Annotated in this window: 20 protein-coding genes; 14 read left to right on the top strand and 6 right to left on the bottom strand. The window is 73.5% G+C overall.

Annotation, left to right across the window (positions count from 1 at the left end):
- The first annotated feature begins 128 nt into the window (after positions 1 to 128).
- Positions 129 to 755, top strand: a complete 627-nt coding sequence (locus tag JXZ78_RS09090) for a HEAT repeat domain-containing protein (RefSeq protein ID WP_030020424.1) — start codon at positions 129 to 131, stop codon at positions 753 to 755.
- On the opposite strand, the gene JXZ78_RS09085 is transcribed toward JXZ78_RS09090, so the two are convergent.
- Entirely contained in the window at positions 722 to 1,315 is a 594-nt protein-coding gene (locus JXZ78_RS09085) for a GNAT family N-acetyltransferase (protein ID WP_238782773.1), read from the bottom strand. The genes JXZ78_RS09090 and JXZ78_RS09085 overlap by 34 nt on opposite strands.
- A gap of 122 nt (positions 1,316 to 1,437) precedes the next feature.
- On the opposite strand from JXZ78_RS09085, the gene JXZ78_RS09080 reads away from it, so the two are divergent.
- A complete protein-coding gene (locus tag JXZ78_RS09080; protein ID WP_030020426.1) occupies positions 1,438 to 2,304 on the top strand; it encodes a GNAT family N-acetyltransferase in 867 nt (288 codons plus the stop codon).
- 45 nt (positions 2,305 to 2,349) lie between these two features.
- On the opposite strand, the gene JXZ78_RS09075 is transcribed toward JXZ78_RS09080, so the two are convergent.
- Positions 2,350 to 3,072 (bottom strand): GntR family transcriptional regulator, encoded by a 723-nt coding sequence (locus tag JXZ78_RS09075; protein ID WP_030020427.1) that lies wholly within the window; start codon positions 3,070 to 3,072, stop codon positions 2,350 to 2,352.
- Positions 3,073 to 3,223: 151 nt separating this feature from the next.
- Between JXZ78_RS09075 and JXZ78_RS09070 the strand changes: the two genes are divergently transcribed.
- From JXZ78_RS09070 to JXZ78_RS09055, 4 genes are all read left to right on the top strand, one after another.
- Positions 3,224 to 3,418 (top strand): hypothetical protein, encoded by a 195-nt coding sequence (locus tag JXZ78_RS09070; protein ID WP_078624291.1) that lies wholly within the window; start codon positions 3,224 to 3,226, stop codon positions 3,416 to 3,418.
- The gene (locus tag JXZ78_RS09065; RefSeq protein ID WP_030020428.1) at positions 3,418 to 3,615 is read left to right on the top strand and encodes a hypothetical protein; all 198 of its coding nucleotides are present in this window, start codon (positions 3,418 to 3,420) and stop codon (positions 3,613 to 3,615) included. Before JXZ78_RS09070 ends, JXZ78_RS09065 begins: the two co-directional genes overlap by 1 nt.
- A gap of 231 nt (positions 3,616 to 3,846) precedes the next feature.
- The gene (locus JXZ78_RS09060; RefSeq protein WP_030020429.1) at positions 3,847 to 4,293 is read left to right on the top strand and encodes an SRPBCC family protein; all 447 of its coding nucleotides are present in this window, start codon (positions 3,847 to 3,849) and stop codon (positions 4,291 to 4,293) included.
- Positions 4,294 to 4,562: 269 nt separating this feature from the next.
- The gene (locus JXZ78_RS09055; protein ID WP_030020430.1) at positions 4,563 to 7,067 is read left to right on the top strand and encodes an MFS transporter; all 2,505 of its coding nucleotides are present in this window, start codon (positions 4,563 to 4,565) and stop codon (positions 7,065 to 7,067) included.
- A 142-nt stretch (positions 7,068 to 7,209) separates the two neighbouring features.
- Here JXZ78_RS09055 and JXZ78_RS09050 read toward each other — a convergent pair whose 3' ends face one another.
- Positions 7,210 to 8,058 carry a dioxygenase family protein gene (locus tag JXZ78_RS09050; protein WP_030020431.1) on the bottom strand — a complete coding sequence of 283 codons (849 nt, stop codon included), beginning with the start codon at positions 8,056 to 8,058 and terminating at the stop codon, positions 7,210 to 7,212.
- 107 nt (positions 8,059 to 8,165) lie between these two features.
- The gene (locus JXZ78_RS09045; protein WP_033037957.1) at positions 8,166 to 9,125 is read right to left on the bottom strand and encodes a helix-turn-helix domain-containing protein; all 960 of its coding nucleotides are present in this window, start codon (positions 9,123 to 9,125) and stop codon (positions 8,166 to 8,168) included.
- Between the two features lie 484 nt (positions 9,126 to 9,609).
- On the opposite strand from JXZ78_RS09045, the gene JXZ78_RS09040 reads away from it, so the two are divergent.
- Positions 9,610 to 12,141 (top strand): SpoIIE family protein phosphatase, encoded by a 2,532-nt coding sequence (locus JXZ78_RS09040; RefSeq protein WP_033037934.1) that lies wholly within the window; start codon positions 9,610 to 9,612, stop codon positions 12,139 to 12,141.
- A gap of 53 nt (positions 12,142 to 12,194) precedes the next feature.
- Positions 12,195 to 12,917 carry a class I SAM-dependent methyltransferase gene (locus JXZ78_RS09035; RefSeq protein WP_030020434.1) on the top strand — a complete coding sequence of 241 codons (723 nt, stop codon included), beginning with the start codon at positions 12,195 to 12,197 and terminating at the stop codon, positions 12,915 to 12,917.
- Between the two features lie 84 nt (positions 12,918 to 13,001).
- On the opposite strand, the gene JXZ78_RS09030 is transcribed toward JXZ78_RS09035, so the two are convergent.
- Positions 13,002 to 14,225, bottom strand: coding sequence for a serine hydrolase domain-containing protein (locus JXZ78_RS09030; RefSeq protein WP_030020435.1), 1,224 nt, complete (start codon positions 14,223 to 14,225; stop codon positions 13,002 to 13,004).
- A 269-nt stretch (positions 14,226 to 14,494) separates the two neighbouring features.
- Here JXZ78_RS09030 and JXZ78_RS09025 point away from each other — a divergent pair, with 269 nt between their 5' ends.
- The 6 genes from JXZ78_RS09025 (at position 14,495) to JXZ78_RS09000 (ending at position 23,172) form a co-directional block, all read left to right on the top strand.
- Positions 14,495 to 15,208: a GbsR/MarR family transcriptional regulator gene (locus JXZ78_RS09025; RefSeq protein WP_030020436.1), complete on the top strand. Its 714-nt coding sequence runs from the start codon at positions 14,495 to 14,497 to the stop codon at positions 15,206 to 15,208.
- 246 nt (positions 15,209 to 15,454) lie between these two features.
- A complete protein-coding gene (locus tag JXZ78_RS09020) occupies positions 15,455 to 16,288 on the top strand; it encodes a M55 family metallopeptidase (protein ID WP_030020437.1) in 834 nt (277 codons plus the stop codon).
- Positions 16,281 to 17,660, top strand: coding sequence for a M20/M25/M40 family metallo-hydrolase (locus JXZ78_RS09015; RefSeq protein WP_030020438.1), 1,380 nt, complete (start codon positions 16,281 to 16,283; stop codon positions 17,658 to 17,660). Before JXZ78_RS09020 ends, JXZ78_RS09015 begins: the two co-directional genes overlap by 8 nt.
- A gap of 187 nt (positions 17,661 to 17,847) precedes the next feature.
- Entirely contained in the window at positions 17,848 to 19,839 is a 1,992-nt protein-coding gene (locus tag JXZ78_RS09010; RefSeq protein WP_238782772.1) for a S9 family peptidase, read from the top strand.
- A 501-nt stretch (positions 19,840 to 20,340) separates the two neighbouring features.
- On the top strand, positions 20,341 to 21,024 hold the full coding sequence (locus JXZ78_RS09005; protein WP_030020441.1) for a lipoprotein: 684 nt from the start codon (positions 20,341 to 20,343) through the stop codon (positions 21,022 to 21,024).
- Between the two features lie 270 nt (positions 21,025 to 21,294).
- Complete coding sequence (locus tag JXZ78_RS09000; RefSeq protein ID WP_078624299.1) at positions 21,295 to 23,172, top strand: CocE/NonD family hydrolase; 1,878 nt, start codon at positions 21,295 to 21,297, stop codon at positions 23,170 to 23,172.
- Here the strand turns inward: JXZ78_RS09000 and JXZ78_RS08995 are convergent.
- Complete coding sequence (locus tag JXZ78_RS08995) at positions 23,156 to 23,353, bottom strand: ferredoxin (protein ID WP_030020443.1); 198 nt, start codon at positions 23,351 to 23,353, stop codon at positions 23,156 to 23,158. The two genes, JXZ78_RS09000 and JXZ78_RS08995, sit on opposite strands and share 17 nt — an antisense overlap.
- Between the last annotated feature and the right edge of the window lie 33 nt (positions 23,354 to 23,386).

Here is a 23,386-nt window from a genome sequence, read left to right as displayed (position 1 = left end):
GGGTGCTGCCCGTGCTCAGCAGATTAACTCGCCGGTAACCAGGAGCGCCAGGGGTGGCGCGGGGATTTAGGCTGTGGCCCGGGCCACGTCGGACGTACCGTGAGAAATCCGCCGGAGGGGAGTGGCAGATGGAAGATGAATTCCACGAGTTGACGGACCGGGTGCGGGCCGAACTCCGCTCCCCGCAGGACCTCGTCGCCTACGAGCGGCTCCTCGGGCTGGCCCGCAAGAACACCACGGCGGGGCGCGAGGAACTGGCCCAGGTGCTCACCGCCGTCGAGCGCCCGCTGTGGGCCCGCGAGATCGCCGCGTTCATCCTGGGCACCGCGGGCGACCGCCGCGCCTTCGAGACGCTCGTCCTGCTGCTCAACTACCGCGACCCGGTACGGTGCGCCACCGCCGCCCACGCCCTCGGCCGCCTCGGCGACCCGCGCACCGCCCGCGCCGCCGCCGCACTCGCCACCAACCCGCTGCGCACCGCCTACGCCCTGCACCCGGTCCGCCTGCTCGCCGAACTGCGCGCCCCCGAATCCGTACCGGCCCTGATCGCCACCCTGGAACGCCTGCTCACCCCGCACAACCCGTACTGGCGCGTGGCCCTCGCCTGCGTCGAAGGCCTGGGCGCCCTGGGCGACCGCCGCGCGGTCCCCGCCCTCACCGCGGCCCGCGACCACCCCCGCCTGGCCGCCGCGGCGGCCGCTTCCCTGGCCCGCCTGGGCGTTCAGGAGGAGCCGGAGGAGCGGGCCGGGCCCTGAGGACCCGCCGCGAGCGTCACGGCGGCCGGCAGGGACCGCCGGTAGCGCACCTCCGGTACGGCCACCCCCGCGACCTCGTACGCCTCCTCGGCGCCGTCGGCCCGGAAACCGGCGCGCTCGTAGAAGCGCCGGGCGCGCGCGTTGCCCTTGAGCACCCACAGGCGCAGCGCGCGGAAACCGTTCTGCCCGGCGCGCGCCAGGCAGGCGTCCGTCAGGGCGCGCCCGACACCCGTACCGATGCGCTCCGGAGGCAGGTAGAGGGCGTACAACTCGCCTTCGGTCGCCGGGGGCGGCGGTGCTCCGTCTTCGGCCCGGGCGGGTCCGAAGGCGGCCCAGCCGACCAGGCCGCCGTCCTGCTCCGCCACGAGGTTGACCACCTCGGGCGGCGCCGCGGCGAAGAACTCCCGGCGCACGGCCGCGTCCTCGGCGACGCTCAGCCCGTCCAGGTACGCCCGCGGCATCAGCCCCGCATAGGCGGTCTGCCAGCCGCGCACCCGGATGGCCGCCACGGCGTCGATGTCGGCCTGTTCCATGTCCCGTATCCGTATCGGTTCCGCCATGGCCGACAGATTAGGCTCAGCGGTCCTCCAGCCACCGGCCATTTACCGGCATCGGCCGCGAGGAGCGCACCCCCGCCCCAATTCGGGTGCGCGGGACCGACGTGTGGTGTGTGATGCCGGGCATGACGATGGTGCTGGGCAAACCGGGGACCGACGGGCTGGACGAGGCGGTGGCCGCCCTGCGGGAATGGCAGGACGACGCGGCTCCGATGCAACTGCATCCGGGAGACCTGGGCTGGTACTGGCGGTTCGGCACGGAGGCGACGGCCGCGGCAGTGCGGACCTGGAGCCGGGACGGACGGACGCGCGCCGTGGGACTGCTGGACGGCCCCGGACTGCTGCGACTGGCGATCGCCCCCGACGCCCGGCAGGACGGAGAACTGGCGCGTCGGCTGGCCGAGGACCTGACCAATCCGGAGCGCGGCGTCCTGCCGGCGGGAAAGGCGCACGTCGACGCACCGGCGGGCGCGCTGCTCCACACCCTGCTGGCCGAGGACGGCTGGCGCACCGACGACCCGTGGACACCGCTGCGCCGCGACCTCACGGAACCGGTCGAGGACCCGGGCGTACGGATCGAGGTGGCCGGGCCGGAGCAGGCAGCCGTACGGGCCGCCGTGCAGCGGGCGGCGTTCGACGGGTCGACGTTCACGGACGGGAACTGGCACGCGATGGCGGCCGGGACGCCGTACACCGACGCCCGGTGCCTGATCGCGTACGACGACCGGGGCGACGCGGTGGCGGCGGTGACGGTGTGGTCGGCCGGCCCCGGGAGGCCCGGACTGCTCGAACCGATGGGCGTGCACAGGGAACATCGCGGTCAGGGCCACGGCAAGGCGATCACCGCCGCCGCGGCGGCCGCACTCCGACAACTAGGCTCGTCGAGCGCGCTGGTCTGCACCCCGAGTTCCAACAGGGGCGCCGTCGCCACCTACATGTCGGCCGGTTTCCGGCGGCTGCCGGAGGTCCGGGACCGGTATCGGGACCGCTGAGACACGAGGGCCGGAACATGCTGGCAGCACGGCCCGCGTACGGGTTCAGGACCGGTACTCGTAACCGATCGTGAACCGCGGCGGCAGGCACCACTCCCCGTACTCGATGACTCCTTCGGCGTCCGACCACCTGTGAGCGCCCGCCAGGATGGCAGCCCCCACCGCGAGCCCGAGAGCACCGGCCTCCCGCGCGTCGGCGTTCCGGGCGTGCATGTCGTCCCTGGCGTGCGTGACGGTGCGCCCGGTGGCTTCCAGGACCCGCGCGGTCAGCCCGTGGTTCCGTCCCGGAGCCGTGTTCAGCAAGTCCGGCACCAGGGCGGCGAACGGTGCCGGGTACCACGTCACGGCGAACACGGTCCGGGTCTTTCCCCGGCCGGCGAGCCACTCCCGGCGCACGACCTGATCTCCGGCGCCGAGGTCGAAGATCTCGGCGACGTACAGCGGCGGGGCAACCAGCCCGGCAGCAGTGACCCGGCTCGTCTCGCCCTCCGCCAGGAACGACTTGACCCGTTGGACACGGGCCAGCCGGTCACGTGCCGAGAGGGTCCACCTGGGGTCGTCGGCGACGTAGGTGCCCCTGGGGGTGGTCCGGATGTAGTTCTCGACCTGCAAGGCTTGCAAGGCCCTGGAGACGGTGGCGGCTGCCACCTGCCACTGCCCGGCGATCTCCCGGTTGGTCGGTAGCTGCGCGCCGGGTTCGAGCTCCCCCGACAGGATGCGCTCCCGGAAGTGATCGGCGATCTTCGTGAATGTCTTCGGAGTGGCCATACCGTTTGCCCCTCACGTGAGTTGACTCGCTGCCAGGGTCGGCACACCAGTGCACTGGTAACCGTAGCGAGAGTGCTTCGGTCACTCCGATACTGAACTAGATCACCGACCCGAAAGGGGTCGGCCGTAAGACGTTTCGAGGCGACGTGTCGTGAGCGAGCCGAAGACATACCCGTCCGCGCCGGTTGAACTGCCGCTGCGCTTCGACTTGGAGCCGACTCCGGTGGAAGGGTGCGCGGGGTGCGCCGAACTGGTCAACGTGCGGATCCGTGCGCGCGCCGTCGGCGATATAACGACCGTGACCGACTGCAACGTCTACCTGCGACGCCACCCCGAGGGGCATTGATGGTCACGTCGGACGACATCGGCAAGCGGGTCCAGGACGACGCCGGGCGCGTCGGCATCCTGTGTGACGTGATCGAGGGACATCAGGATCCGACCGTCCGCCCGGACGGGCGTCCTGTGCAGGCGGTCGCCTTTCTGCGGCCGGTGGGCGGGGGGTGCGAGTGGCTGGTTCCGCCCGGCGCGGTGTGCCTCGCCTGAGTCGCTGAGGCTGTGGGCCCCGGCAGCTCGGCCTGAGCGCGATAATAGAACTTGCGTTCGCGCGAGTAGGTCGCTCCGCTCCCGGCGCGCCGCCGGGGCCGGGAGCCCTCGGGTCCGGCCGCGGCGTCCGGGAGCCCGGGCCCCGCCTAAGGTGGTGGCCCTGCGGCAGCGCGGCGCCGGTACGGCTCGCGGGCCGCGGGAACAGCAGACGAGCACCGGAGGAAGAGACACATGGGCCAGGTCGAGGCCAGTACGCAGCGCGAGATCGCGGCGGACCCGGAAGACGTGTTCGACGCGCTCGCCGACTACAGCGGTACGCGTCAGAAGCTGCTGCCCGCGCACTTCAGCGAGTACGAGGTGCGCGAGGGCGGCGACGGCAAGGGCACCCTCGTCCACTGGAAGCTCCAGGCCACGAGCAAGCGGGTGCGCGACTGCCTGCTGGAGGTCGACGAGCCGACCGACGGCCAGCTGGTGGAGAAGGACCGCAACTCCTCCATGGTGACGACCTGGGTGGTCACCCCGGCCGGCCAGGGCCGTGCCAACGTCGTCGTCACCACGACCTGGCAGGGCGCGGGCGGCGTCGGCGGCTTCTTCGAGCGGACCTTCGCGCCCAAGGGGCTGGGCCGCATCTACGACGAGCTGCTCGCCAACCTCGCCAAGGAGACGGAGAAGAAGTGACCCGGCGCTGACGCCGGGGGACCGGGCGGTGCCGTGCCCCCGGGAGGGGCGCGGCACGCTCACCGGTTCGGGTGGTTTCCGTCGGCCCGCCGTCCGTGCCGGAACGTACCGCCACCGGCGGGAAACGCCTGATGGGCGACCGACGGGCGCTTCCGGCACCGCAGTTGGGCCCCGTACCTCCCCGTCCACCGCCGCTCGCCGCGCTTGAACGCCGTTGTCCCCGATGCGAGAAAGGGGCGGCGGCGCAGGCGTGACGAGGGGAGCATTACGTGGGCGGTACCACCTTGACCGAACCGGGGCGGTGGGCGGCGGCACCGGACATCCGTCCGGCCTGGACGGAGGACGGCGGACCGCAGGGCCCCCGCGGGGCGCCGGCCCTCCTGTCCGGGCTGCTGGCGGCCCTGCTGCCCGGCGCCCTCGGCGCGACGGTCGCCGTCACCGCGCTGCCGCGGATCGCCGGCGACCTGCGCGGCCCGGACACGGTGTCCTGGGTGGTGACCGCGTACCTGTTCGCCGCCGCGGCCGGCCTGCCGCTGCACGGCAAGCTCGGTGACGCCTTCGGCCGCAAGGCGGCGCTGGTCCTCGCCGCGGCTCTGTTCACCGCCGGTTCGGTGCTGGCCGGCCGGTCGCACTCCATGGGGGAGCTGGTCGCCTGCCGTGCCCTCCAGGGGGCCGGGGCAGGGGGCTTGCTGATCGGGGTGCAGGCGGTTGTCGCGAGCCTCGTACCGCCCGCACTGCGCGGCCGGATCATGGCCGGGGCGGGCGCCGCCTGCGGACTCGCCTGTGCGGCCGGGCCGTTGCTCGGCGGCTTCCTCACGGACCACGCGTCCTGGCGCTGGTGCTTCTTCTCCGGGGTGCCGTTCGGTGTCCTGGCGCTGCTCGTGGCGGCGTGCGTGCCGAGGCTGCCCAAGCCCGCGGTACGGGGCCGACTCGACCTGTCAGGAGCGCTGTTGCTCGCCGCCTGCGCCACCTGCCTCGCGGTGTTGGTGAGTTGGGGCGGTACGGAGTACGCCTGGACCTCGCGGGCCGTCGTCGGCCTCGGGCTGGGCGCGCTCGGCGCCGCCCTGATGTTCCTCGCCGTCGAGTACTTCGGCACCGACCCGCTGCTGCCGCTCCGTGTCGTGCGGGACACGGTGTTCGCCCTCCCGGGACTGGTCGGGGCCACCCTCGGTGCCGCCCTGTTCGGCGCCGCCGCATACCTGCCGACCTTCCTGCCGGTGGCCGACGGCGCGTCGCCGGCCCGGTCGGGCCTGCTGATGCTGCCCGCGACGGCCGGTCTCGCGCTCGGCGCGGTCCTCTGCGGCCACCTCGGACGCCGTACCGGCCGGCACCGCGTGCTCCCCGTCGTCGGCTGCGCGCTGGCGGGCGGGGCGGTGTGGCTGCTGTGCCGTGCGCCGCAGGACGCCGGGCAGCCCCTGCACGCCCTCGGGACGGGGGTGTTGGGCCTGGGCGTCGGCTGCGTGCTGCCGGTGCTCGTGCTGGCCGTACGCGACTCCGTACGGCGCGCCGGGGCCGCCACCACCGACACTCACGCCGACAGCACCCACGCGACCAGCACCCACGTAACGCTCCGGCAGCTCGGCGGCTGCGTCGGCGCGGCGCTCTTCCTCACCTTCCTCGCCGACCGGCTCGCCGGGCACATCGGGCCCGGCCTGCCGGGGTCCGGGCGGCACGCCGCCGAACCGGAGTCACTTGTTCCGGGACTGCTGGGCGCGCTGCCCGCCGTACTGCGTGACAGCCCGGCCGCGGCCTACGCGCAGCCCGTGCCGCGCGTCCTCCTCTACCTCCTGCCGGTGCTCCTTCTGGGCCTGCTGCTCGCCGTCCTCCTGAAAGAGAAACCCCTGGTGACCCACCCCTCACCCTTTCCGCCCGTCCCGGTCCCGCCGCCCGCCGGGCAGCGGGACGCGCTCTCCGTGCCGCAGGCCCGTACCGAGGCGGCGCCGCCCGGCCCGCCGGAGCGCCCGGAACCGGACCGCACGCCGCGGGCACCGGCCGCCGTCGCCGACCCGTACGTGCCCGGCGTCCCGATGGGCGGCACGGTCCGGCACCGCGACGGCAGCGCGGTGCCGCACGCCGCCCTCACCCTGGTCGGCACCGACGGCCGGCAGGTGGCCCGCGGCGCGACCGGGGTGGACGGGCAGTACGCGCTGAGCGCGCCGGGCCCCGGCGCGTACGTGCTGATCGCCGCCGCCGGCGGGCACCGGCCGCAGGCGGTCGCCGTCACGGTCGGCGAGCGGCCGGTCGGGCTCGACCTGCTGCTCGGCGGCGCCGGCCGGCTGTCCGGCGCGGTCACCACGGCGGACGGCACGCCGGTGCGCGACGCGGCGGTCACGCTCACGGACGTGCGCGGCGAGGTCGTCGCCACCGGGCGCAGCGGGCGCGAGGGCGGCTACGTCCTGACGGAGCTGGTGGCCGGCGAGTACACCCTCGCCGCGAGTTCCCCCGCGCACCGCCCCGCCGCCCTGCCGGTCACCGTCGGGTCGGCCCGGGAGACCCGGCAGGACATCGAGCTGGCGGGCGGCGCGGTGCTGCGCGGCACCGTACGGTCCGGCGGCGGGCGACCCGTCGAGGACGCCCGGGTCACCCTGCTGGACGCGGCCGGCAACGTGGTGGACTCCGCGACCACCGGGCCGGACGGGCTGTTCCGGTTCGTCGACCTGTCGGCGGGCGAGTACACCGTCGTCGCGGCGGGCTACCCGCCGGTGGCGACGGTCCTCCAGGTCACGGGTGGCGGCCGTACCGAGCGCGACCTCCAGCTCGGGTACGGGGACTGACCGGCCGCCCGTAGGGCCGGGGGCACCCGTACGGCCGATGGCACCCGTACGGCCGGTGCCGCCTGTACGACCGGTGCCGGCCGCACGGGCCGGCACCGGCCTGCCCGGCCCGGGTACGCGGGCCGGACACCGGTGTCCCGGATCAGGTGCGGCGCCACAGCGCCGGGACGGCCGGCGGCTCCCATCCGGCGCGCGCCGTGTGCGGCTGGAGACACGCGTAGTTGGCGCCGTCGTAGGTGACCTGGTCACCCGCGCGGTAGTCGGTCCCCGCGGACCAGGTGCCGCCGGGCGGATCGGTCGGCTTGCCCGTCGGCGTCGGGGTGGTACCGCCGCGCACCCGCAGGACGAAGTCGAAGGACGCCTCCTTGGCCGACCCGTTCTGCCGTACGTTCATCAGCAGCGCGGGGTCGAAGATCGGGTCGGTGTTGTTGCGCGGCTCGCCGGGGAAGTAGAGCTGCGTGGTGAGGATCGGCTGGTTCGGTGCCTGGAGTTTGACGTGCAGGTGCCGGGTGCGGCCCGGGTAGAGGCCCGGCACGATCGTGGTGAGCTTGAACGCGCCGCGCTGGTCGGTGAACTGGTGCCCGCGGAAGCGGAACCCCACGTTGTCGTACGCGCCGTTGACGTCCGCCTGCCACCAGTCCAGCAGCACGTTGGCCAGTGGCTGGCAGGTCAGCCCGAAGACGAACCCGCTCACGGTGAGCCGGGTGCCCTGGGTGCCGGGCTGTATCAGCGAGTCCCGCAGGGGCGAGTTCGGTTTGAAGTAGGGACCTTCCATCTGCGGCGGGGTGGGGTCGTCACCGTCGTCGCAGTACGGGGTGGGGGTGAGCTGGCCTTCGGAGGGCCTGGTGTCGCGGGCCAGGGCGACACCGCCGAGCAGCATCGGCAACGGCACGGCCGCGACAGCGGCCTTGAGCACGTTCTTGCGGCTGATCCGTCTGCGCGGACCGCCGTCCTGCACCGGCTCGGTGCGGTCTGTGCGTTCGTCGTCCATCGGGCGCTCCTGTGAGCAGGGGGGAAGGGCGGGGCGGCCCGGTCACGGGGGTGGCAGCAGGAGCCGGGACCGTCCGCGCCGCAGGGGCTGGCTGACGGCGACAGACGCTATTCGGGCCGCCGCGGCGCTGCGATGGACTCGGCACCGGGGTCATGGTGAATTCCTCCGGTGCCGTCCGTGGCCCGGCGGAAGTCGCCGGGGCTCAGGCCCGTCTCCCGGCGGAAGAAGCGGCAGAAGTACGCCGGGTCGCCGAACCCCACCCGGCGGGCCACCTGGGTCACCGTCAGCTCGGAACCGGACAGCAGCCGCTTGGCCTCCACGGTCTGCGCGTGGCGGATCAGCCGGCCCGGGGTCCGGCCGGTGCCACGCTTGACCAGTTCGGTCAGATGCCCTACGGAAACGCCCAGTTCGTCCGCGTAGGAGCGCACGGACCGCCCCAGGGAGCCCGGCTGGGCCAGCAGCCGGGTGAACTCCCGGGCGACCAGGGCGGACCGGCCGGACACGAAGTCGGTACGGCGGGTTTCCTCGGAACCGGAACCGGAACCGGAACCGAGGCCGGGTGCGCCGTCCTGGCCCGGCGCGCTGCGGGGTACGGACATCCGCAGCGCGCGGGCGATGAGGATGTGCAGCTGCGCCTGGAGCACCGACGTGAACGACGGGGCCCGCTCGCCGTACTCCCGCAGCATCTCGCCGACCAGCCCGGACAGCCGCGCCGCGTCGTCGGCGCCGGGCCGCAGCCACGGGCGTTCGCCCAGCCGGGCCAGCGCGTCCCGGTCACCGGGGTGGGCCAGCAGGAAGTCGTCGGTGAACAGGACCACCCAGCCGCGCAGTCCGTGCACGCGGTCCCAGTAGTGCACCTGGCCCGGCGTGATGAAGCACAGGTGGGGCGGGCGCAGCGGCCGGCGGTCCTCGTCGAGGACGTGGGTGCCGGTGCCGCCGGTCACGTACACGATCTCGTGGAAGGAGTGCCGGTGCGGGAAGCCGGCCCGGGAGAGCGGGCCGATGGTGTCGAAGGAGCCGATGGCGAAGGGCAGCAGGTGGGGCGCCGGCACGTCGAGGCGGTGCAGCGGTACGGGGCCGTCGGCCTGGTCGTTGCCGCCGCGCGGGGCGAAGACGTCCGGTGCGGGGCCCGCCCGCCGCCCGGCCCGGCGGGCGGCGGTCCGGCGGGCCCCCGCGGTCACCTGTTCGGTCCGTCTGGGCACGTCCTCACCATACGGGCGCCCGCAAGACCGCGACCGGTACGGGAGGAACGGTTCGGCTCGACCGGTGCGCGGCCGGAAGGTGCCGGCCGGGCCCGCATGACTGTCACGGCATGACTGTCACGGCATGACCGGTACGGCCGGTTCCGCCGGGCGGCCGCGTACAGGCGCACGGCGCGCGGCGCCGGTGCGGGAAGGGGCGGCAGCGGCGCCCGGGGCGACCGATCGCCTTGCGCCATGGTCGTTCACGCGGGGCGCACCACCTATTCGGTGAATGCGGCCCGCGCTGTCACCCCACGGCCGTACCGTGGTAGCGGTGGTGCAAGATCGGTGTACGAAGGAGCAACCGCCCATGGAGCGTGGCCCGTCGCACGGCGACGACAGGGTGGGCGCGGCGCCTCAGGTGCCGGCGCCACGGGACACCGTGCCCGGGCGGATCCCGCTCGCCGTAGTGGTGGTGGACACCGACGGACTGGTCTCCCACTGGAGTACGGGCGCCCGCAGGCTCTTCGGGCCCTCCCGTGAGGACGCGGTGGGGACACCCGCCGTCGATCTGATGCCGGTCTCCGGCGCGCTCGGCGACGAGGAGTGGACGGACCGGAGCTGGGACGAGGAGCCGTCGGGCGGGCGGTGCGACGGGCCGGGTCTGGGGGCGTCGTTGGGCGGCGGGACCGGCTACCCGACCGCGGGGCGCGCCCGTATGGCGGACGTGGAGCGGGGCACGGTCGACCTCCTGTGGTGGGCGTATCCGCTGGTGGGCCCCGGCGCGGAGCGGCTGCTCGTGCTGGCCGCCGACGCCGACCAGCTGCACGGCCGCGGCGGCGCGGGAGCCGCGGCCGACGACGCCGCGGAGAACGAGCGCTTCGTCCCCGGCTTCGCGCTGCACACGGACTTCGAGGGCTCCGAGGTGCTGGCCGCCCAACTGCCCCAGATCCTGCCGAGCATGAGCCCCCAGGAGAGCGCCCGGATCGTCTCCCAGGTGCTGGAACTGGGCTATCCGGTGCTGGAGGTCAGCCAGCAGGAGCGCTTCCCGGTCACCCCGGACTGGGGCGTGCCGCGCCGGGTGGAGCGCCGGGCCCGGCTGCTGCGGGACGCGGGCGGCGCACCGGACGCGCAGACCGCCGCCGAGGCCGCGGCGGAGCTGGAGACCGACCTCGAATACGCCGCGGTGCGCGAGCGGTTGGAGTTCCTGAACGAGGTCAGTGGCCGGATCGGCTCGTCCCTGGACCTCGCGCACACCATCCAGGAGGTCAGCGAGGCCGTCGTACCGCGCTTCACCGATGTGGCCGGCACGTACCTGCGCGAGCAGGTCATCGCGGGCGAGGGCTTTCCGGACGGCCCGCCGGACGCCACCACCCTGTGGCACCGCGTCGCGGTGGAGCACAACGACGAGCCGGGCCGGTGGGACGACGTCGTCCCGGTCGGCGAGTCGATGCCCTTCCCCGTGCACACGCCGTTCTTCCAGTGCATGACCACCGGCGAGCCGGTGCTGATCCCGCGCATCAGCGAGGAGCTGGGCAACGCGATCGCCGCCCAGTTCGAGAAGCGCGACATCAGCCCGCTGATCAACCGGCGCTCGCTGCTGGTGGTCCCGCTCAAGGCGCGCAACGTGGTCCTGGGCTTCATGATCCTGCTGCGCCATCCGGAGCGGATGGAGTTCAACGACATGGACCGGGTCACCGGCGCCGAACTGGCCGCCCGCGCCGGCCTCGTCCTGGACAACGCCCGGATGTACACCTACCAGGAGAACGTCGCCGAGACACTCCAGGACAGCATGCTGCCGCACATCGCGCCGCGGATGGCCGGCTGCGACACGGCCACCCGCTACCTCCCGGGCACCCGCCTCGGCCGGGTCGGCGGTGACTGGTTCGACACCATCAAACTGCCCGGGTCGCGCACCGCCTTCGTGGTGGGCGACGTGATGGGCCACGGCCTGAACTCCGCCGCGATGATGGGCCAGCTGCGTACGGCGGTGCAGACCATGGCCGCCATCGACATGCACCCGGCCCAGCTGCTGCGCAGCCTGGACGACCTCGCGCAGCGGCTCGGCGACAACTACCTCGCCACCTGCCTGTACGCGGTCTACGACCCGATCGGCCAGCAGCTGGTGATGGCCAACGCCGGGCACATCCCGCCGGTCCTGGTGCGGGCCGTGGACGGCCGCAGCGAGCTGCTGGAGCTGCCGACGGGCGCGCCCATCGGCGTCGGCGGGGTGCCGTTCGAGGCGGTCACGGTCCCGGTGGCGGCGGGCGACCGGCTGGTGCTGTGCACGGACGGCCTGGTCGAGGTGCGGGGCGAGGACATAGGCGTGGGCCTGGCGGCGCTCGCCGAGTCCGCCGCCCACCCGGCCGCGTCCATGGACGACGCCTGTGACGCCATCATCCGCGCGCTGAACGTCCGCGGCGGCCGCAAGGACGACGTGGCGCTGCTGATGGCGCGGCTCAATGGCATCGCCCCGCAGGACGTCGCGGAGTGGCGGCTGGCCATCGACGCGCGCGAGGCGGGCCGCGCCCGCCGCCTGGTCCGCCGCCGGCTGGCGCAGTGGGGGCTGGAGGCGGCCTCGGAGACCGCCGAGCTGCTGGTCAGCGAGGTCGTCACCAACGCCGTACGGCATGCGCACACCCAGTACGTGGTGCTGCGGCTGGTGCGGACGGACGCCTTGCTGTGCGAGGTGTCGGACGACGACCACGCCCTGCCGCAGATGCTGAGCGCGGCGGACGACGACGAGTTCGGGCGCGGGCTGCGGGTGGTCAGCAGGCTCGCGCGGGAATGGGGTACGAGCCGGACGGCGACCGGAAAAACGGTGTGGTTCGAGCAGACTCTGTCACGTAACGGAAGCACCTGGCCGCGCGACGGGCGTACGCCGGTCCGCAACGGCGCATGAAAGAACGGTCAACAGACTTGCGGAGGTCCGGCGCGCCGCAGTAGCAAGGGGCCATGAGCGCTTCGAGCCACTACCTGCGGGCCTGGGAAGGCTTCTGGCGGGACGCCCCGGCCGGTGCGGGCGAGGTCTTCTGGGACTCCGACCCGTCCCTGACGGCCGAGCTCCACCTGCCGCTCTTCGCCGACCACTTCGACGCCGCGCTGCCGGTCGTCGATCTGGGCTGCGGCAACGGCACCCAGACCCGCTTCCTGGCGGGGCACTGTCCGCGCGCGGTCGGCGTCGACCTCTCGGAGGCGGCCGTCGCCCGCGCCCGTGCGGACGACCCGTCGGCAACGGCCGAATACCGGTGTCTGGACGCCGCCGACCCGGCGGCGGTCCGCGCGCTGCACGGCGAACTGGGCGACGTCAACGTGTACCTGCGCGGCGTCCTGCACCAGTGCGCCTCCGAGGACCGGCCCCGGATCGTGCAGAACGTGGCGACGCTGCTGGGCCGGCGCGGCCGGATCTTCGCCGTCGAACCGGCCGAGGCGTCCAGGGACGTCTTCGCCTCGCTGGCGCAGGGCCCCGACGGCCCACCGGGCAAGCTGCGGGCGGTCCTCGCGCACGGCATCGCACCCGGCGAGATGGCCGACTCGGTCGTCCCCGGACTGCTCGCCGCCTACGGGCTGCGGGTGATCGCCACCGGCCGGCTCCCGCTGACGACGACCGAGTACCGGGCGGACGGCTCCCGCATCGAGATCCCGACGAACTGGCTGGTGGCCGGGGCGGCGGACTGACCACCGAAAAACACCACCCGCGCTCGCCGGGGCACGACGGCCCCGGACGAGCAGAGGGCGGCTCCGGCGCGGGCCGCCGCGGCATCAGTCGTCGAGCGCCTGGTACAGCATGGTCCAGAAGTCGTGGATGAGCCGCGGTGAATCCGCGGTGGACATCCCGACATGGGTGAGCAGGATGCCGGTGAGCTGCCCGTCCGGGTCGGCGTACGTCGAGGTGCCGGCTCCGCCGTCCCAGCCGAACTGGCCTATGGGCGCGTAGTCACCACGGTAGGTGCGCACTGCCATCCCGAGGCCCCAGCCGCCCTGCAGTCCGATGCCGAACGAGCCCTCGGAGTTCGCGGCCTGGGCCTCACGGAGCGCTTGTTGCCCGGGGGTGAGGCGGTTGGTGGTCATCAGTTGGACCGCGGGCCGGGACAGGATCCGTTCGCCGTCGTGCGTCCCGCCGTTCAGCAGCATGCGGAAGAACGCGTGGTAGTCGTCGGCGGTCGAGACCAGGCCGCCGCCGCCCGAGGCGAACGCCGGGGGCCGGCTGTACCGTCCGCCCGCGGCCTGGTCCCACATGATGAGGTCTCCGGTCTCCGGGTCGGGCACGTAGCCGGGCGGCAGCCGGTCGATCTTGTCGTCCGGCACATGGAAGCCGGTGTCCCGCATCCCGAGCGGATCGAGGACGCGTTCCCGCAGGAACGTCTCGTACGACTGGCCGGTGACCCGCGCGACGAGTACGCCGAGCAGGTCGGAGCCGATGTGGTACCCCCACCGCTCGCCGGGCTGGGACATCAGCGGCAGCGTGCCGAGGCGGCGCATCCATTCGTCCGGGTCGGGCAGCGGTGTCCGCTGACCGGTGAGCTCCAGCTCCTGCAGCGCGGCCTGGATCGGATGATGCAGCGACAGCATGTCCATCCCGAGCCCGAACGTGCAGGTCAGCACGTCCCGCACGGTGATCTGCCGCCGCGCGGGCACGGTGTCGTCCAGGGGGCCGTCGACGCGCTTCAGCACCTGGCGGCCGGCGAGTTCGGGCAGCCACGGCTCCACCGGGTCGTTCAGCCGCAGCCTGCACTCGTCGAGCAGGACCATCCCCGCCGCGATACCGACCGGCTTGGACGTCGAGGCCATCCGGAAGACGGTGTCCCGGCGCATCGGCGCGCCGCCGTCGTGACGCATGGTGCCGAGCGTTTCGACGTGCGTCTCCCCGTGCCGGCTGACCAGGGCGACCAGCCCGGGAATCTTCCCGGACGTGACATGCCCTTCCAGTACGTCGCGCATCCTGCGCAGCCCCGCTTCGGAGAAACCGCTGGTGCTCTTCGCCATCACAAACCCCCTGGTGCAGTGCCGAAAGTTTTCAGAGATTCCTGAACGACGACGACAGTACATTGCGTTCAGTGAATCGTCAAAGCAGTCGATGCGCCAAACGTGCTGTGAAAAACGGGACATGGGGCGCGCTGTTGCAATGGCTATGACGTTGAATGCACGGGTGGGTGGATGCGGGGATTGCAATGAGATGCATCCGAACGCATACTGTGCGGCGGAGTGCGCGGACGCCGAGCACCGCGCAGGACGGCAGAGGGAGGACGAGTACCGTGCCCGGAGGCAGGCTCACCGAGGAGGACCGCCGGCGGATCGCCGCGGGACTGGCCGAGGGACTCGGATACACGGAGATCGGCCGGCGTCTGGAGCGGCCCGCCTCGACCGTCATGCGGGAGGTCACCCGTAACGGGGGGCCCGAGGGCTACCGGGCGGACCGGGCGCACGAGGCCACGCGGCATCGCGCGCGCCGGCGCAAGCAGCCCCAGCCTCCGGCGCCGCCGGTCCTGGACAGCGGGCACGGGCGTGACCCCCGGGCACTCCAGGAGTTCACGGAATCCTTCACCGATCTGCTGGCGCAGCAAGGGCTGCCCCGGATGGCGGCCAGGGTGCTGGCCTGCCTCTGCGTCACCGACTCGGGCGCCCTCACCGCCGCCGACCTGGTCGAACGGCTCCGGGTCAGCCCGGCGTCCGTCTCGCACGCCGTCGCCTTCCTCGAACAGCAGGGACTGCTCGAACGGGACCGGGCCGCCGGCGCGCGCCGCGAACGCTATGTCGTCGACGAGGACGTCTGGCTCCGGTCCATCCAGGCGGCGCTGGAGATGAACGACGCCCTGCTGGCCGCGTCGCAGCGGGCGACCGGGGTTCTCGGGGCCGGAACCCCGGCGGGGGCCCGCTTCGAGTCCTGCGCCACGTTCCTCGTCCTGGTGAGCGAGTCCCTCCGGGGAGCCATGGAGCAGTGGCGGCAGAGCCAGGCCGCCCGGGGGTGAGCCCGCGTCCGGGCGCCGGGTCCGCACGGCACCCGGCGCCGGGTCCGTACATGACAGCAAAGGGGCCCCGGCCCGGCTTCCGGCCCCGCCCGGTCCCGCCGTACGGGCGCACTTGGGCCGAGGCCGGGAGCGCGGCGGCCGCTCCTGGTTATGGTGGGAAGCCTGCCCGGTGGCACGCCTGACGGCGTGGTCCGCCGGGCGGGTGCCGGAGCGGTCCGCCTGCTAGCTGTGACGGGACGGTGCATGGTGAAAATCCTCATCTCCGCGGACATGGAGGGCGTCACCGGAGTGACCTGGCCGGACGACGTGCTGCCGGGCCACGCCCAGTGGCAGCGGTTCCGGCCGGTGTTCACCGGTGACGTCAACGCGGCGATCGCCGGGTTCTTCGACGGCGGCGCGGACGAGGTGCTGGTCAACGAGGCTCACTGGTCCATGCGCAACCTGCTGCTGGAGCAGCTCGACGAGCGGGCCCGGCTGCTCACCGGAAAGCACAAGGCGCTCAGCATGGTCGAGGGCGTCCAGCACGGCGACGTGGACGGCGTCGCGTTCGTCGGCTACCACGCGGGTGCCGGCACCGAGGGCGTGCTGGCCCACACCTACCTCGCCAACTCCCTGACGGGCGTGTGGGTGAACGGCACGCGCGCCAGCGAGGGGTACCTCAACTCCCTGGTGGTGGCCGAATACGGTGTGCCCGTGGTGCTGGTGACCGGCGACGACCGGACCTGCGAGGACGCCGTCGGGTACGCGCCCGGGGCGCGGGCCGTCGCGGTCAAGGACTACGTCTCGCGGTACGCGGCCGTGTGCCGGCCCCCGGCCCGTACGGCGGCGGACATCAGAGCCGCCGCGCGCGAGGCGGCGGCCCTCGCGGTGCGCACCGAACCGGTGCGCGGCGGCCCGTTCACCGTGGAGATCGAGTTCGACGCCGAGCACCTGGTGGGCCAGGCGTCCTGCGTCCCCGGAGTCGAGCGCACCGGTGAGCGGCGCGTCGCGTACACCAGCGAGAACATGTACGAAGCGATCCGCTGCTTCAAGACGGTCACCACCGTCGTGTCGTCGGCGGTGGAGGAGCAATATGGCTGACAGCGCCGACGACACGGCGGACCGCGCCGGCGACGCGGTGGACGGGCGCGCCCTCGACGAGGTCGTGCGGTTCACGTCCGATCTGATCCGTATCGACACCACCAACCGCGGCGGCGGCGACTGCCGGGAGCGCCCGGCCGCCGAGTACGTCGCGGAGCGGCTCGCCGAGGCCGGTCTGGAGCCGGTGCTGCTGGAGCGCAGTCCGGGCCGTACGAACGTGGTCGCGCGCGTCGAGGGTTCGGACCCGGGCGCGGCGGCCTTGCTGGTGCACGGGCATCTGGACGTGGTGCCCGCCGAGCCCGCCGACTGGAGCAGGCACCCGTTCTCCGGCGAGATCGAGGACGGCGTCGTGTGGGGCCGGGGCGCGGTGGACATGAAGAACATGGACGCGATGGTGCTCGCGGCCGTCCGGCAGTGGGCACGTGCCGGCGTCCGGCCGCGGCGCGACCTGGTGCTGGCTTTCACGGCCGACGAGGAGGCCAGCGCCATCGACGGCTCGGGTTTCCTCGCCGACCACCACCCGGGCCTGTTCGAGGGCTGCACGGAGGGGGTCAGCGAGTCCGGCGCGTTCACCTTCCACGCGGGCGGCGGGATGCGGCTGTACCCGGTCGCGGCGGGGGAGCGGGGTACGGCCTGGCTGAAACTGACCGCCGAGGGCAAGGCCGGGCACGGCTCGAAGGTCAACCGCGCCAACGCGGTCAGCCGGCTCGCGGCGGCCGTGGCCCGCATCGGCGAGCACCGCTGGCCGGTACGCCTGACCGACACCGTGCGGGCGGCGCTCACCGAACTGGCCGCCCTGCACGGCATCGAGGCCCGTCCGGACGCCCCGGACTTCGACGTGGACACCCTGCTCAGCAAGCTCGGCCCGTCGGCCGCGCTGGTCGAGCCGACGGTCCGCAACAGCGCCAACCCGACGATGCTGGAGGCCGGCTACAAGGTCAACGTCATCCCGGGCAACGCCGTCGCGTACGTGGACGGCCGGGTGGTGCCCGGCGGCGAGGCGGAGTTCCGCACCACCATGGACCGGCTGACCGGGCCCGAGGTGTCCTGGGCGTACGACCACGGCGAGGTGGCGCTCCAGGCGCCGGTCGACGCGCCCGCGTACGCGGCGATGCGGGACGCGATCGAGCGCTTCGACCCGGACGGCCATGTGGTCCCGTACTGCATGTCGGGCGGCACGGACGCCAAGCAGTTCTCCCGGCTGGGCATCGCCGGATACGGGTTCTCGCCGCTCAAGCTGCCCGAAGGATTCGACTACCAGGCGCTGTTCCACGGGGTCGACGAGCGCGTCCCGGTGGAGGCGTTGCACTTCGGCGTGCGGGTCCTCGACCACTTCCTGCGGGCGTCGACGGGGCGGCCGCAGCCCGGATGAGCGGATGAGCGGCTGAAGGAACGTTGGAGCCGCCGGGCCCGCGACCGCCGGGGGCAGCCCGCCCGTTCCCGCCCGGACCGGTCGTTCCCGGCCAGGACAGGACCTCCGTACGAAAACCGTACGGGTTGATGCCCGGGCCCGTGTACGACAGGCTTGGCGGCTCCAACGCCTGAGGAGGAACGCCACCATGGTGACCACGGCCCCCTACGGAGCCTGGCCGTCCCCGATCGACGCCCGGCTGGTCGCCGAGCACGACGGCCGGCCCGAGTACGTCGGTGTGGTGGGGGACGAGGTGTGGTGGACCGAGGCCCGCCCCGCGGAGGGCGGCCGGCGCGCGCTGGTCCGCAGACGGCCCGACGGCACGGAACAGACGCCGCTGCCGACGCCCTGGAACGTCCGCAGCCGGGTCATGGAGTACGGCGGCCAGCCCTGGGCCGGCGCGGTGGACGCGGACGGCCGCGCGGTCCTGGTGTTCTGCCACTTCGCCGACCAGCGGTTGTACGCCCATGCACCGGACGGCGACGCCGCGCCCCGCCCGCTCACCCCGGTCTCCGCCGTCGGCGGCGGGCTGCGCTGGGCCGACCCGGTGCTGCGGCTGGACCGGGGCGAGGTGTGGTGCGTCCTGGAGGAGTTCACCGGCCCCCGGCCGACCGAGGTGCGCCGGGTGATCGCCGCGGTGCCGCTGGACGGCTCGGCGGCCGGCGACCGCGCGGCCGTACGGGAACTGAGCGACGACCGGAACCGTTTCGTCACCGGCCCGCGGATCTCGCCGGACGGGCGGCGGGCCGCCTGGATCGCCTGGGACCACCCGCGGATGCCGTGGGACGGCACCACCGTGCTGCTCGCCGACATCACCGACGACGGTGCCTTCACCGGCGTACGGCCGTTCGCCGGCGGCCCAGAGGAGTCCGTACCGCAGATCGAGTGGGACTCGGACGGCACCCTGCTGTACGTCTCCGACGCGGACGGCTGGTGGGAACTGCGCCGCGCCGACCCGGACGCCGCCGGGGCCCCCGGCAGGCGCCTGTGCAGGCCCCGCCAGGAGGAGTTCGGCGGCCCGCTGTGGCAGCTCGGCGCGCGCTGGTTCCTGCCGCTGGACGGCGGCACGATCGCGGTGCTGCACGGCCGCGGCGCCATGGCGCTCGGCATCCTCGACCCGGTCGGCGGCGAACTGGTGGACGCGGCCGGGCCGTGGACGGAGTGGGCGCCCACGCTGGCCGTGCACGGCAGCCGGGTGGTCGGCGTCGCCGCCAGCCCGCGCAGCGCGTCCGAGATCGTGGAGCTGGACACCTGCACCGGCCGGGCCCGGGTGATCGCGGCCCGGCACACCGACGCGGTCGACCCGGCGTACTACCCCGAGCCGCAGATCCGCACCTTCACCGGCCCGGACGGCCGCGACATCCACGCCCACATCTACCCGCCGCACAGCCCCGGCCACCGCGCCCCCGACGGCGAACTGCCGCCCTACGTCGTCTGGGCGCACGGCGGCCCCACCAGCCGCACCCCGCTCGTGCTGAACCTGACGATCGCCTACTTCACCTCCCGCGGCTTCGGGGTCGCCGAGGTCGACTACGGCGGCTCCACCGGCTACGGACGCGCCTACCGCGAGCGGCTGCGCGAGCAGTGGGGCGTGGTGGACGTCGAGGACTGCGCGGCCGTCGCCGAGGCGCTGGCCGACGAGGGCACCGCCGACCGGCACCGGCTGGCGATCCGCGGCGGCAGCGCGGGCGGCTGGACCACCGCGGCCTCGCTGGTGACGACCGGTCTGTACGCCTGCGGCACGATCAGCTACCCGGTCCTCGACCTGGCGGGCTGGACCCAGGACGGCACCCACGACTTCGAGTCGCAGTACCTGACCGGCCTGATCGGCCCGTACGACGAGGTGCCCGACCGCTACCGCGAGCGCTCCCCGCTGCGGCACGCGGACCGGATCACCGCCCCCTTCCTGCTCCTCCAGGGCCTCGACGACGCCGTCTGCCCGCCCGACCAGTGCGAACCCTTCCTCGCCGAGGTCAGCCGGCACGGCGTCGCCCACGCCTATCTGGCGTTCGAGGGCGAGGGCCACGGCTTCCGCCGCGCGGAGACCATCGTCCGTGCCGTCGAAGCGGAACTGTCCCTGTACGCCCAGACTTTCGGCGTCAGCGTCCCGGGCATCGCCGTACTGGAGCTGACCAAGTAGCGGCGCACGGCTGCACGCGGCCGACAGAGCCGCCTGCGTCAGGCTCCGAGCGCGCTCAAGGACGGATCCGCATACGGCACACGGCTGACGCGGCGCGCGGTACGCGGTGCTCGTTCGCGGACCGCGCGGGGCCGGGCCAGGGGGCGGAGCATGCGGAGCGGGCGGTGTCGGTGGCGCTTCGCCCATGCGGTGTGGTCAGGGCCGGCGGCCTTGGGGCAGGCCTGCTGATGGAGCGCCCCGGTGCCGGAGTACCCGGCGCCGGCCCTTCCGGATGAGACCGGGCCCGGAGGCGCGCATCCGGAGCGGCTGGTGCCGCATTCAGGGCCGAGCCGTCGGGAGCGGGTCCCCTGGCAGGCACGGGAAAAGGGCTGGGCTCGGGGGGCCGGTGCGTGATACCCGCTATTTCTCGGGACTCTCCTCCGTTTGCATAACGGTTTGGGCACTTCACGGTCGTCGGGTTAAGTTACCGCGCTGTAGTCCTATTTATGGGGGGAAGCCTGTATGCGTAAGGACAAATGGGGCGCGGTGTCCGTCGTGCTGGCGATCGGTGTGCTCGCCGGTTGCTCGTCCACCGCCGACAAGGGCGGCGACGCCGCCAAGGGGGCCTCGCCCTCGGTGGCGGCCTCGGCTCCGGCGAACGCAGCGAAGGGTGACGAGAAGGCGAAGGCCGACAAGGCCGACGCGTGGAAGAAGGGCACCCGGATCGGGGCCGCCGGGACGGCCTGTGAACTGCCGGTGTCGTTCGACGTGGCGAAGGCGTGGAAGCCCAAGGGGCTCTCGGCCGACGACGGGGAACTGCTCGCCCAGCTGATGGGCCGCACGTCGGTCAGGGGCGCGTGCGAGATCGACGCCAAGCCGGCGGGCAACATCGGGTTCATCCGCGTGTGGACCGCGGACGGCACAAAGAAGTCGCCGCGCCAGGTCCTGGAGGCCTTCACGGCCGAGGAGAAGGGCGTCGACAAGAAGGAGATCAGCGACATCAAGGTCGGCGGCCTGCCCGCCGCCGAGGTCTCCTATACGTCGAAGAGCCCGATCCGGGACGAGCCCCAGCAGGAACGGGCGTTCGCGGTGGTGACGCCGAAGGGCGCGACCGTCGTCCATCTCGGCGGGTTCGACAACACCGAGCACAAGGAGATGCTCCCGGCGTACGAACTGGCCAAGAAGACGGTGGCTCCGGTTTCCTGACCGTCCGGTGTGCGCCGCCGGCCGCCACCCCGACGGGTGACCGCCGCACACGTCAGGTGTGCTCGCTCCGGTCTCGTACGGGTGGTCCGGCGGGGCGGCGCTCCGCTGTTCGTGCAGCCCAACGAGTGGTACGGGCGGAGCCGTCCGGATGGTCCTGGCCGGGTCGGTGGACAATCCCCTTTGCGAGCGTTGACACGTTTGTTACCCGTGTCACACCATGAGCCGGCCGGTACCGACCGCTTGGTACGGCATGCCGTTGTGGAGGTCTGCGTGCCCAGCGTGTCCCGAGCCCTGTCCGGTGCCGAGTCCCGACCCGTCCGGCGCGCGTCGCGCACCCGCTCCGTCCGCCTGCCCGTCACCGTCACCGTGTGCCTCGCGGCGTGCGCCGCCCTCATCGGACCGCTCACCGCCGCCGGGCCGGCCGCGGCGGCCCGCAAGGGGAAGCCTCCGTACACCGTCAAGACCGTGAAGCTGACCGTGCGGGCCGGCGGCCGCGACTGCGTCCTGGACGCCGACCTCTACCGCCCCGAGGGCGTGGACGCCGCGCACCCGGCCCCGGCCGTCCTGACCACCAACGGCTTCGGCGGCAGCAAGTCGGACGGCTCCACGGACGCCATCGCGCGCGCCTTCGCCTCCCGCGGCTACGCGGCCCTGGCCTATTCGGGCCTCGGCTTCGGCCGGACCGGCTGTCCGATCTCCCTCGACGACCCGCAGGTCGACGGGCGGGCGGCGAGCCGGATTCTCGACTTCCTGGCCGGCACCCGGCCGGCCAAGGACGGGACCCGGGTCGACTTCGTCACCGTGGACGGCCCCGGGGACCCGCGGGTGGGGATGTTCGGCGGCTCGTACGGCGGCGCCATCCAACTGGCCACCGCCTCGGTGGACCGGCGGGTGGACGCGCTGGTCCCGCTGATCACCTGGCACGACCTGGCCTACTCCATGGCCCCCAACGGCGCGGACCGCACCGTCGGCACGTCCGGGCCGTGGCCCGGCGTGTACAAGCACCAGTGGACCAACGGCTTCTACCTCATCGGCGAGGCGCAGGGGCTGCTCCACCCGCGTCTCGACAAGTCGGGGCGGGGCGGCGCCGGATGCGTGCACTTCGTGGCGCGGGCGTGCGAGGCCAAGAAACTGCTGAACTCGGGGCGTTACCCGGCGGCCCGCACGGACGCCGTGCTCGGCTACCTGCGCAGCCTCTCCCCGGCCTCCTACCTCGGCGCGGTCCGGGCCCCCACCCTGCTCGTCCAGGGGCAGGCGGACACCCTCTTCAACCTCAACGAGGCGGCCGCGACGTACGAAGCCCTCCGGGCGCAGGGCACCGAGACGAAGATGATCTGGCAGGCCTGGGGCCACAGCGGCGGCATGACCGACCCGGCGGAGGGCGAACTCGACCTCGCCAAGGGGAATTTCGAGAGCAGTTACGTCGGGCGGCGCGTCCTCGCCTGGTTCGGCCGTTACCTGCACCGGAGGTGGGAGACGGACACCGGCCCGGCCTTCGCGTACTACCGGGACTGGGTGCGCCACGGCCCGGTGTACGGCACCTCGGAGGTCTTCCCCGGGGGCGTCCCGCACCGGCTGTACCTCTCCGGCGACGGCAAGCTGGTGGGCAGCCGCGCCGACGTGGTGCCCGGCAGCCGCTCGTACCGCAACTGGCGGGTCTCGTCCAGCCATTCGGAGAGTTCGCTGGCCGAACTCCTGAGGCTGCCCAACCCCAAGCCGTACGACACCCGGGGCACCTACCTGGACTGGACGTCCGACCCGGTACGGGGGCGGCCCGTGGACGTGGTCGGCGCGCCGCGGGCCACCCTCCGGGTCCGTTCGCCCGAGGCCGAGCGGGGGCAGCACTCCGGCGACGCGGCCGACCGGCTGGTCCTGTTCGCCAAGCTCTACGACGTGGCGCCGAACGGCGGCAAGACGCTGGTCCACCGCCTGGTGGCGCCGGTTCGGGTGCCGGACGTGACCAGGGAGTTCACCGTCGACCTGCCCGCGATCGTGCACCGCTTCGAGCCGGGGCACCGGCTGCGCTTCGTGGTGGCCGCCAGCGACAACGCGTACTTCGGCAACCGCGGCGGCAAGCCGGTGACCGTACGCAGCTCCCGCGAGCGGACCGGCACGCTCGAACTGCCGGTGGTCATGGAGACTCGGTGACCGTGATGGCCTGGACCGGGCAGGCGCGGGCGGCCTCCCGTACCAGCGGGTCGCCCGCGCCGTCCTCGCGGCCCGGCAGCAGGGCGCTGAACCCCTCGTCGTCCTGTGTGAACACGCCCGGCGCGGTCAGCACGCACTGGCCGGAACCGATGCACACGGACGTATCGATGTCGATCTTCATGACGGCTCTCTTCCGTTCGTCGGCGGGCACACC

The sequence above is a fragment of the Streptomyces monomycini genome, assembly GCF_022271435.1.
Taxonomy (GTDB): Bacteria; Actinomycetota; Actinomycetes; order Streptomycetales; family Streptomycetaceae; genus Streptomyces; species Streptomyces monomycini.
The sequence above is the reverse complement of the archived record's forward strand: the minus strand, read 5'-3'. Positions and strand labels throughout refer to the sequence as shown.

Coding starts and splice junctions, on each gene's coding strand:
- JXZ78_RS08995 (WP_030020443.1), bottom strand. CDS start 23,353: ATGAAGATCGACATCGATACGTCCGTGTGCATCGGTTCCGGCCAGTGC.
- JXZ78_RS09075 (WP_030020427.1), bottom strand. CDS start 3,072: ATGGCCACTCCGAAGACATTCACGAAGATCGCCGATCACTTCCGGGAG.
- JXZ78_RS09065 (WP_030020428.1), top strand. CDS start 3,418: ATGGTCACGTCGGACGACATCGGCAAGCGGGTCCAGGACGACGCCGGG.
- JXZ78_RS09035 (WP_030020434.1), top strand. CDS start 12,195: ATGAGCGCTTCGAGCCACTACCTGCGGGCCTGGGAAGGCTTCTGGCGG.
- JXZ78_RS09010 (WP_238782772.1), top strand. CDS start 17,848: ATGGTGACCACGGCCCCCTACGGAGCCTGGCCGTCCCCGATCGACGCC.
- JXZ78_RS09085 (WP_238782773.1), bottom strand. CDS start 1,315: ATGGCGGAACCGATACGGATACGGGACATGGAACAGGCCGACATCGAC.
- JXZ78_RS09060 (WP_030020429.1), top strand. CDS start 3,847: ATGGGCCAGGTCGAGGCCAGTACGCAGCGCGAGATCGCGGCGGACCCG.
- JXZ78_RS09040 (WP_033037934.1), top strand. CDS start 9,610: ATGGAGCGTGGCCCGTCGCACGGCGACGACAGGGTGGGCGCGGCGCCT.
- JXZ78_RS09090 (WP_030020424.1), top strand. CDS start 129: ATGGAAGATGAATTCCACGAGTTGACGGACCGGGTGCGGGCCGAACTC.
- JXZ78_RS09015 (WP_030020438.1), top strand. CDS start 16,281: ATGGCTGACAGCGCCGACGACACGGCGGACCGCGCCGGCGACGCGGTG.
- JXZ78_RS09050 (WP_030020431.1), bottom strand. CDS start 8,058: ATGGACGACGAACGCACAGACCGCACCGAGCCGGTGCAGGACGGCGGT.
- JXZ78_RS09030 (WP_030020435.1), bottom strand. CDS start 14,225: ATGGCGAAGAGCACCAGCGGTTTCTCCGAAGCGGGGCTGCGCAGGATG.
- JXZ78_RS09080 (WP_030020426.1), top strand. CDS start 1,438: ATGACGATGGTGCTGGGCAAACCGGGGACCGACGGGCTGGACGAGGCG.
- JXZ78_RS09005 (WP_030020441.1), top strand. CDS start 20,341: ATGCGTAAGGACAAATGGGGCGCGGTGTCCGTCGTGCTGGCGATCGGT.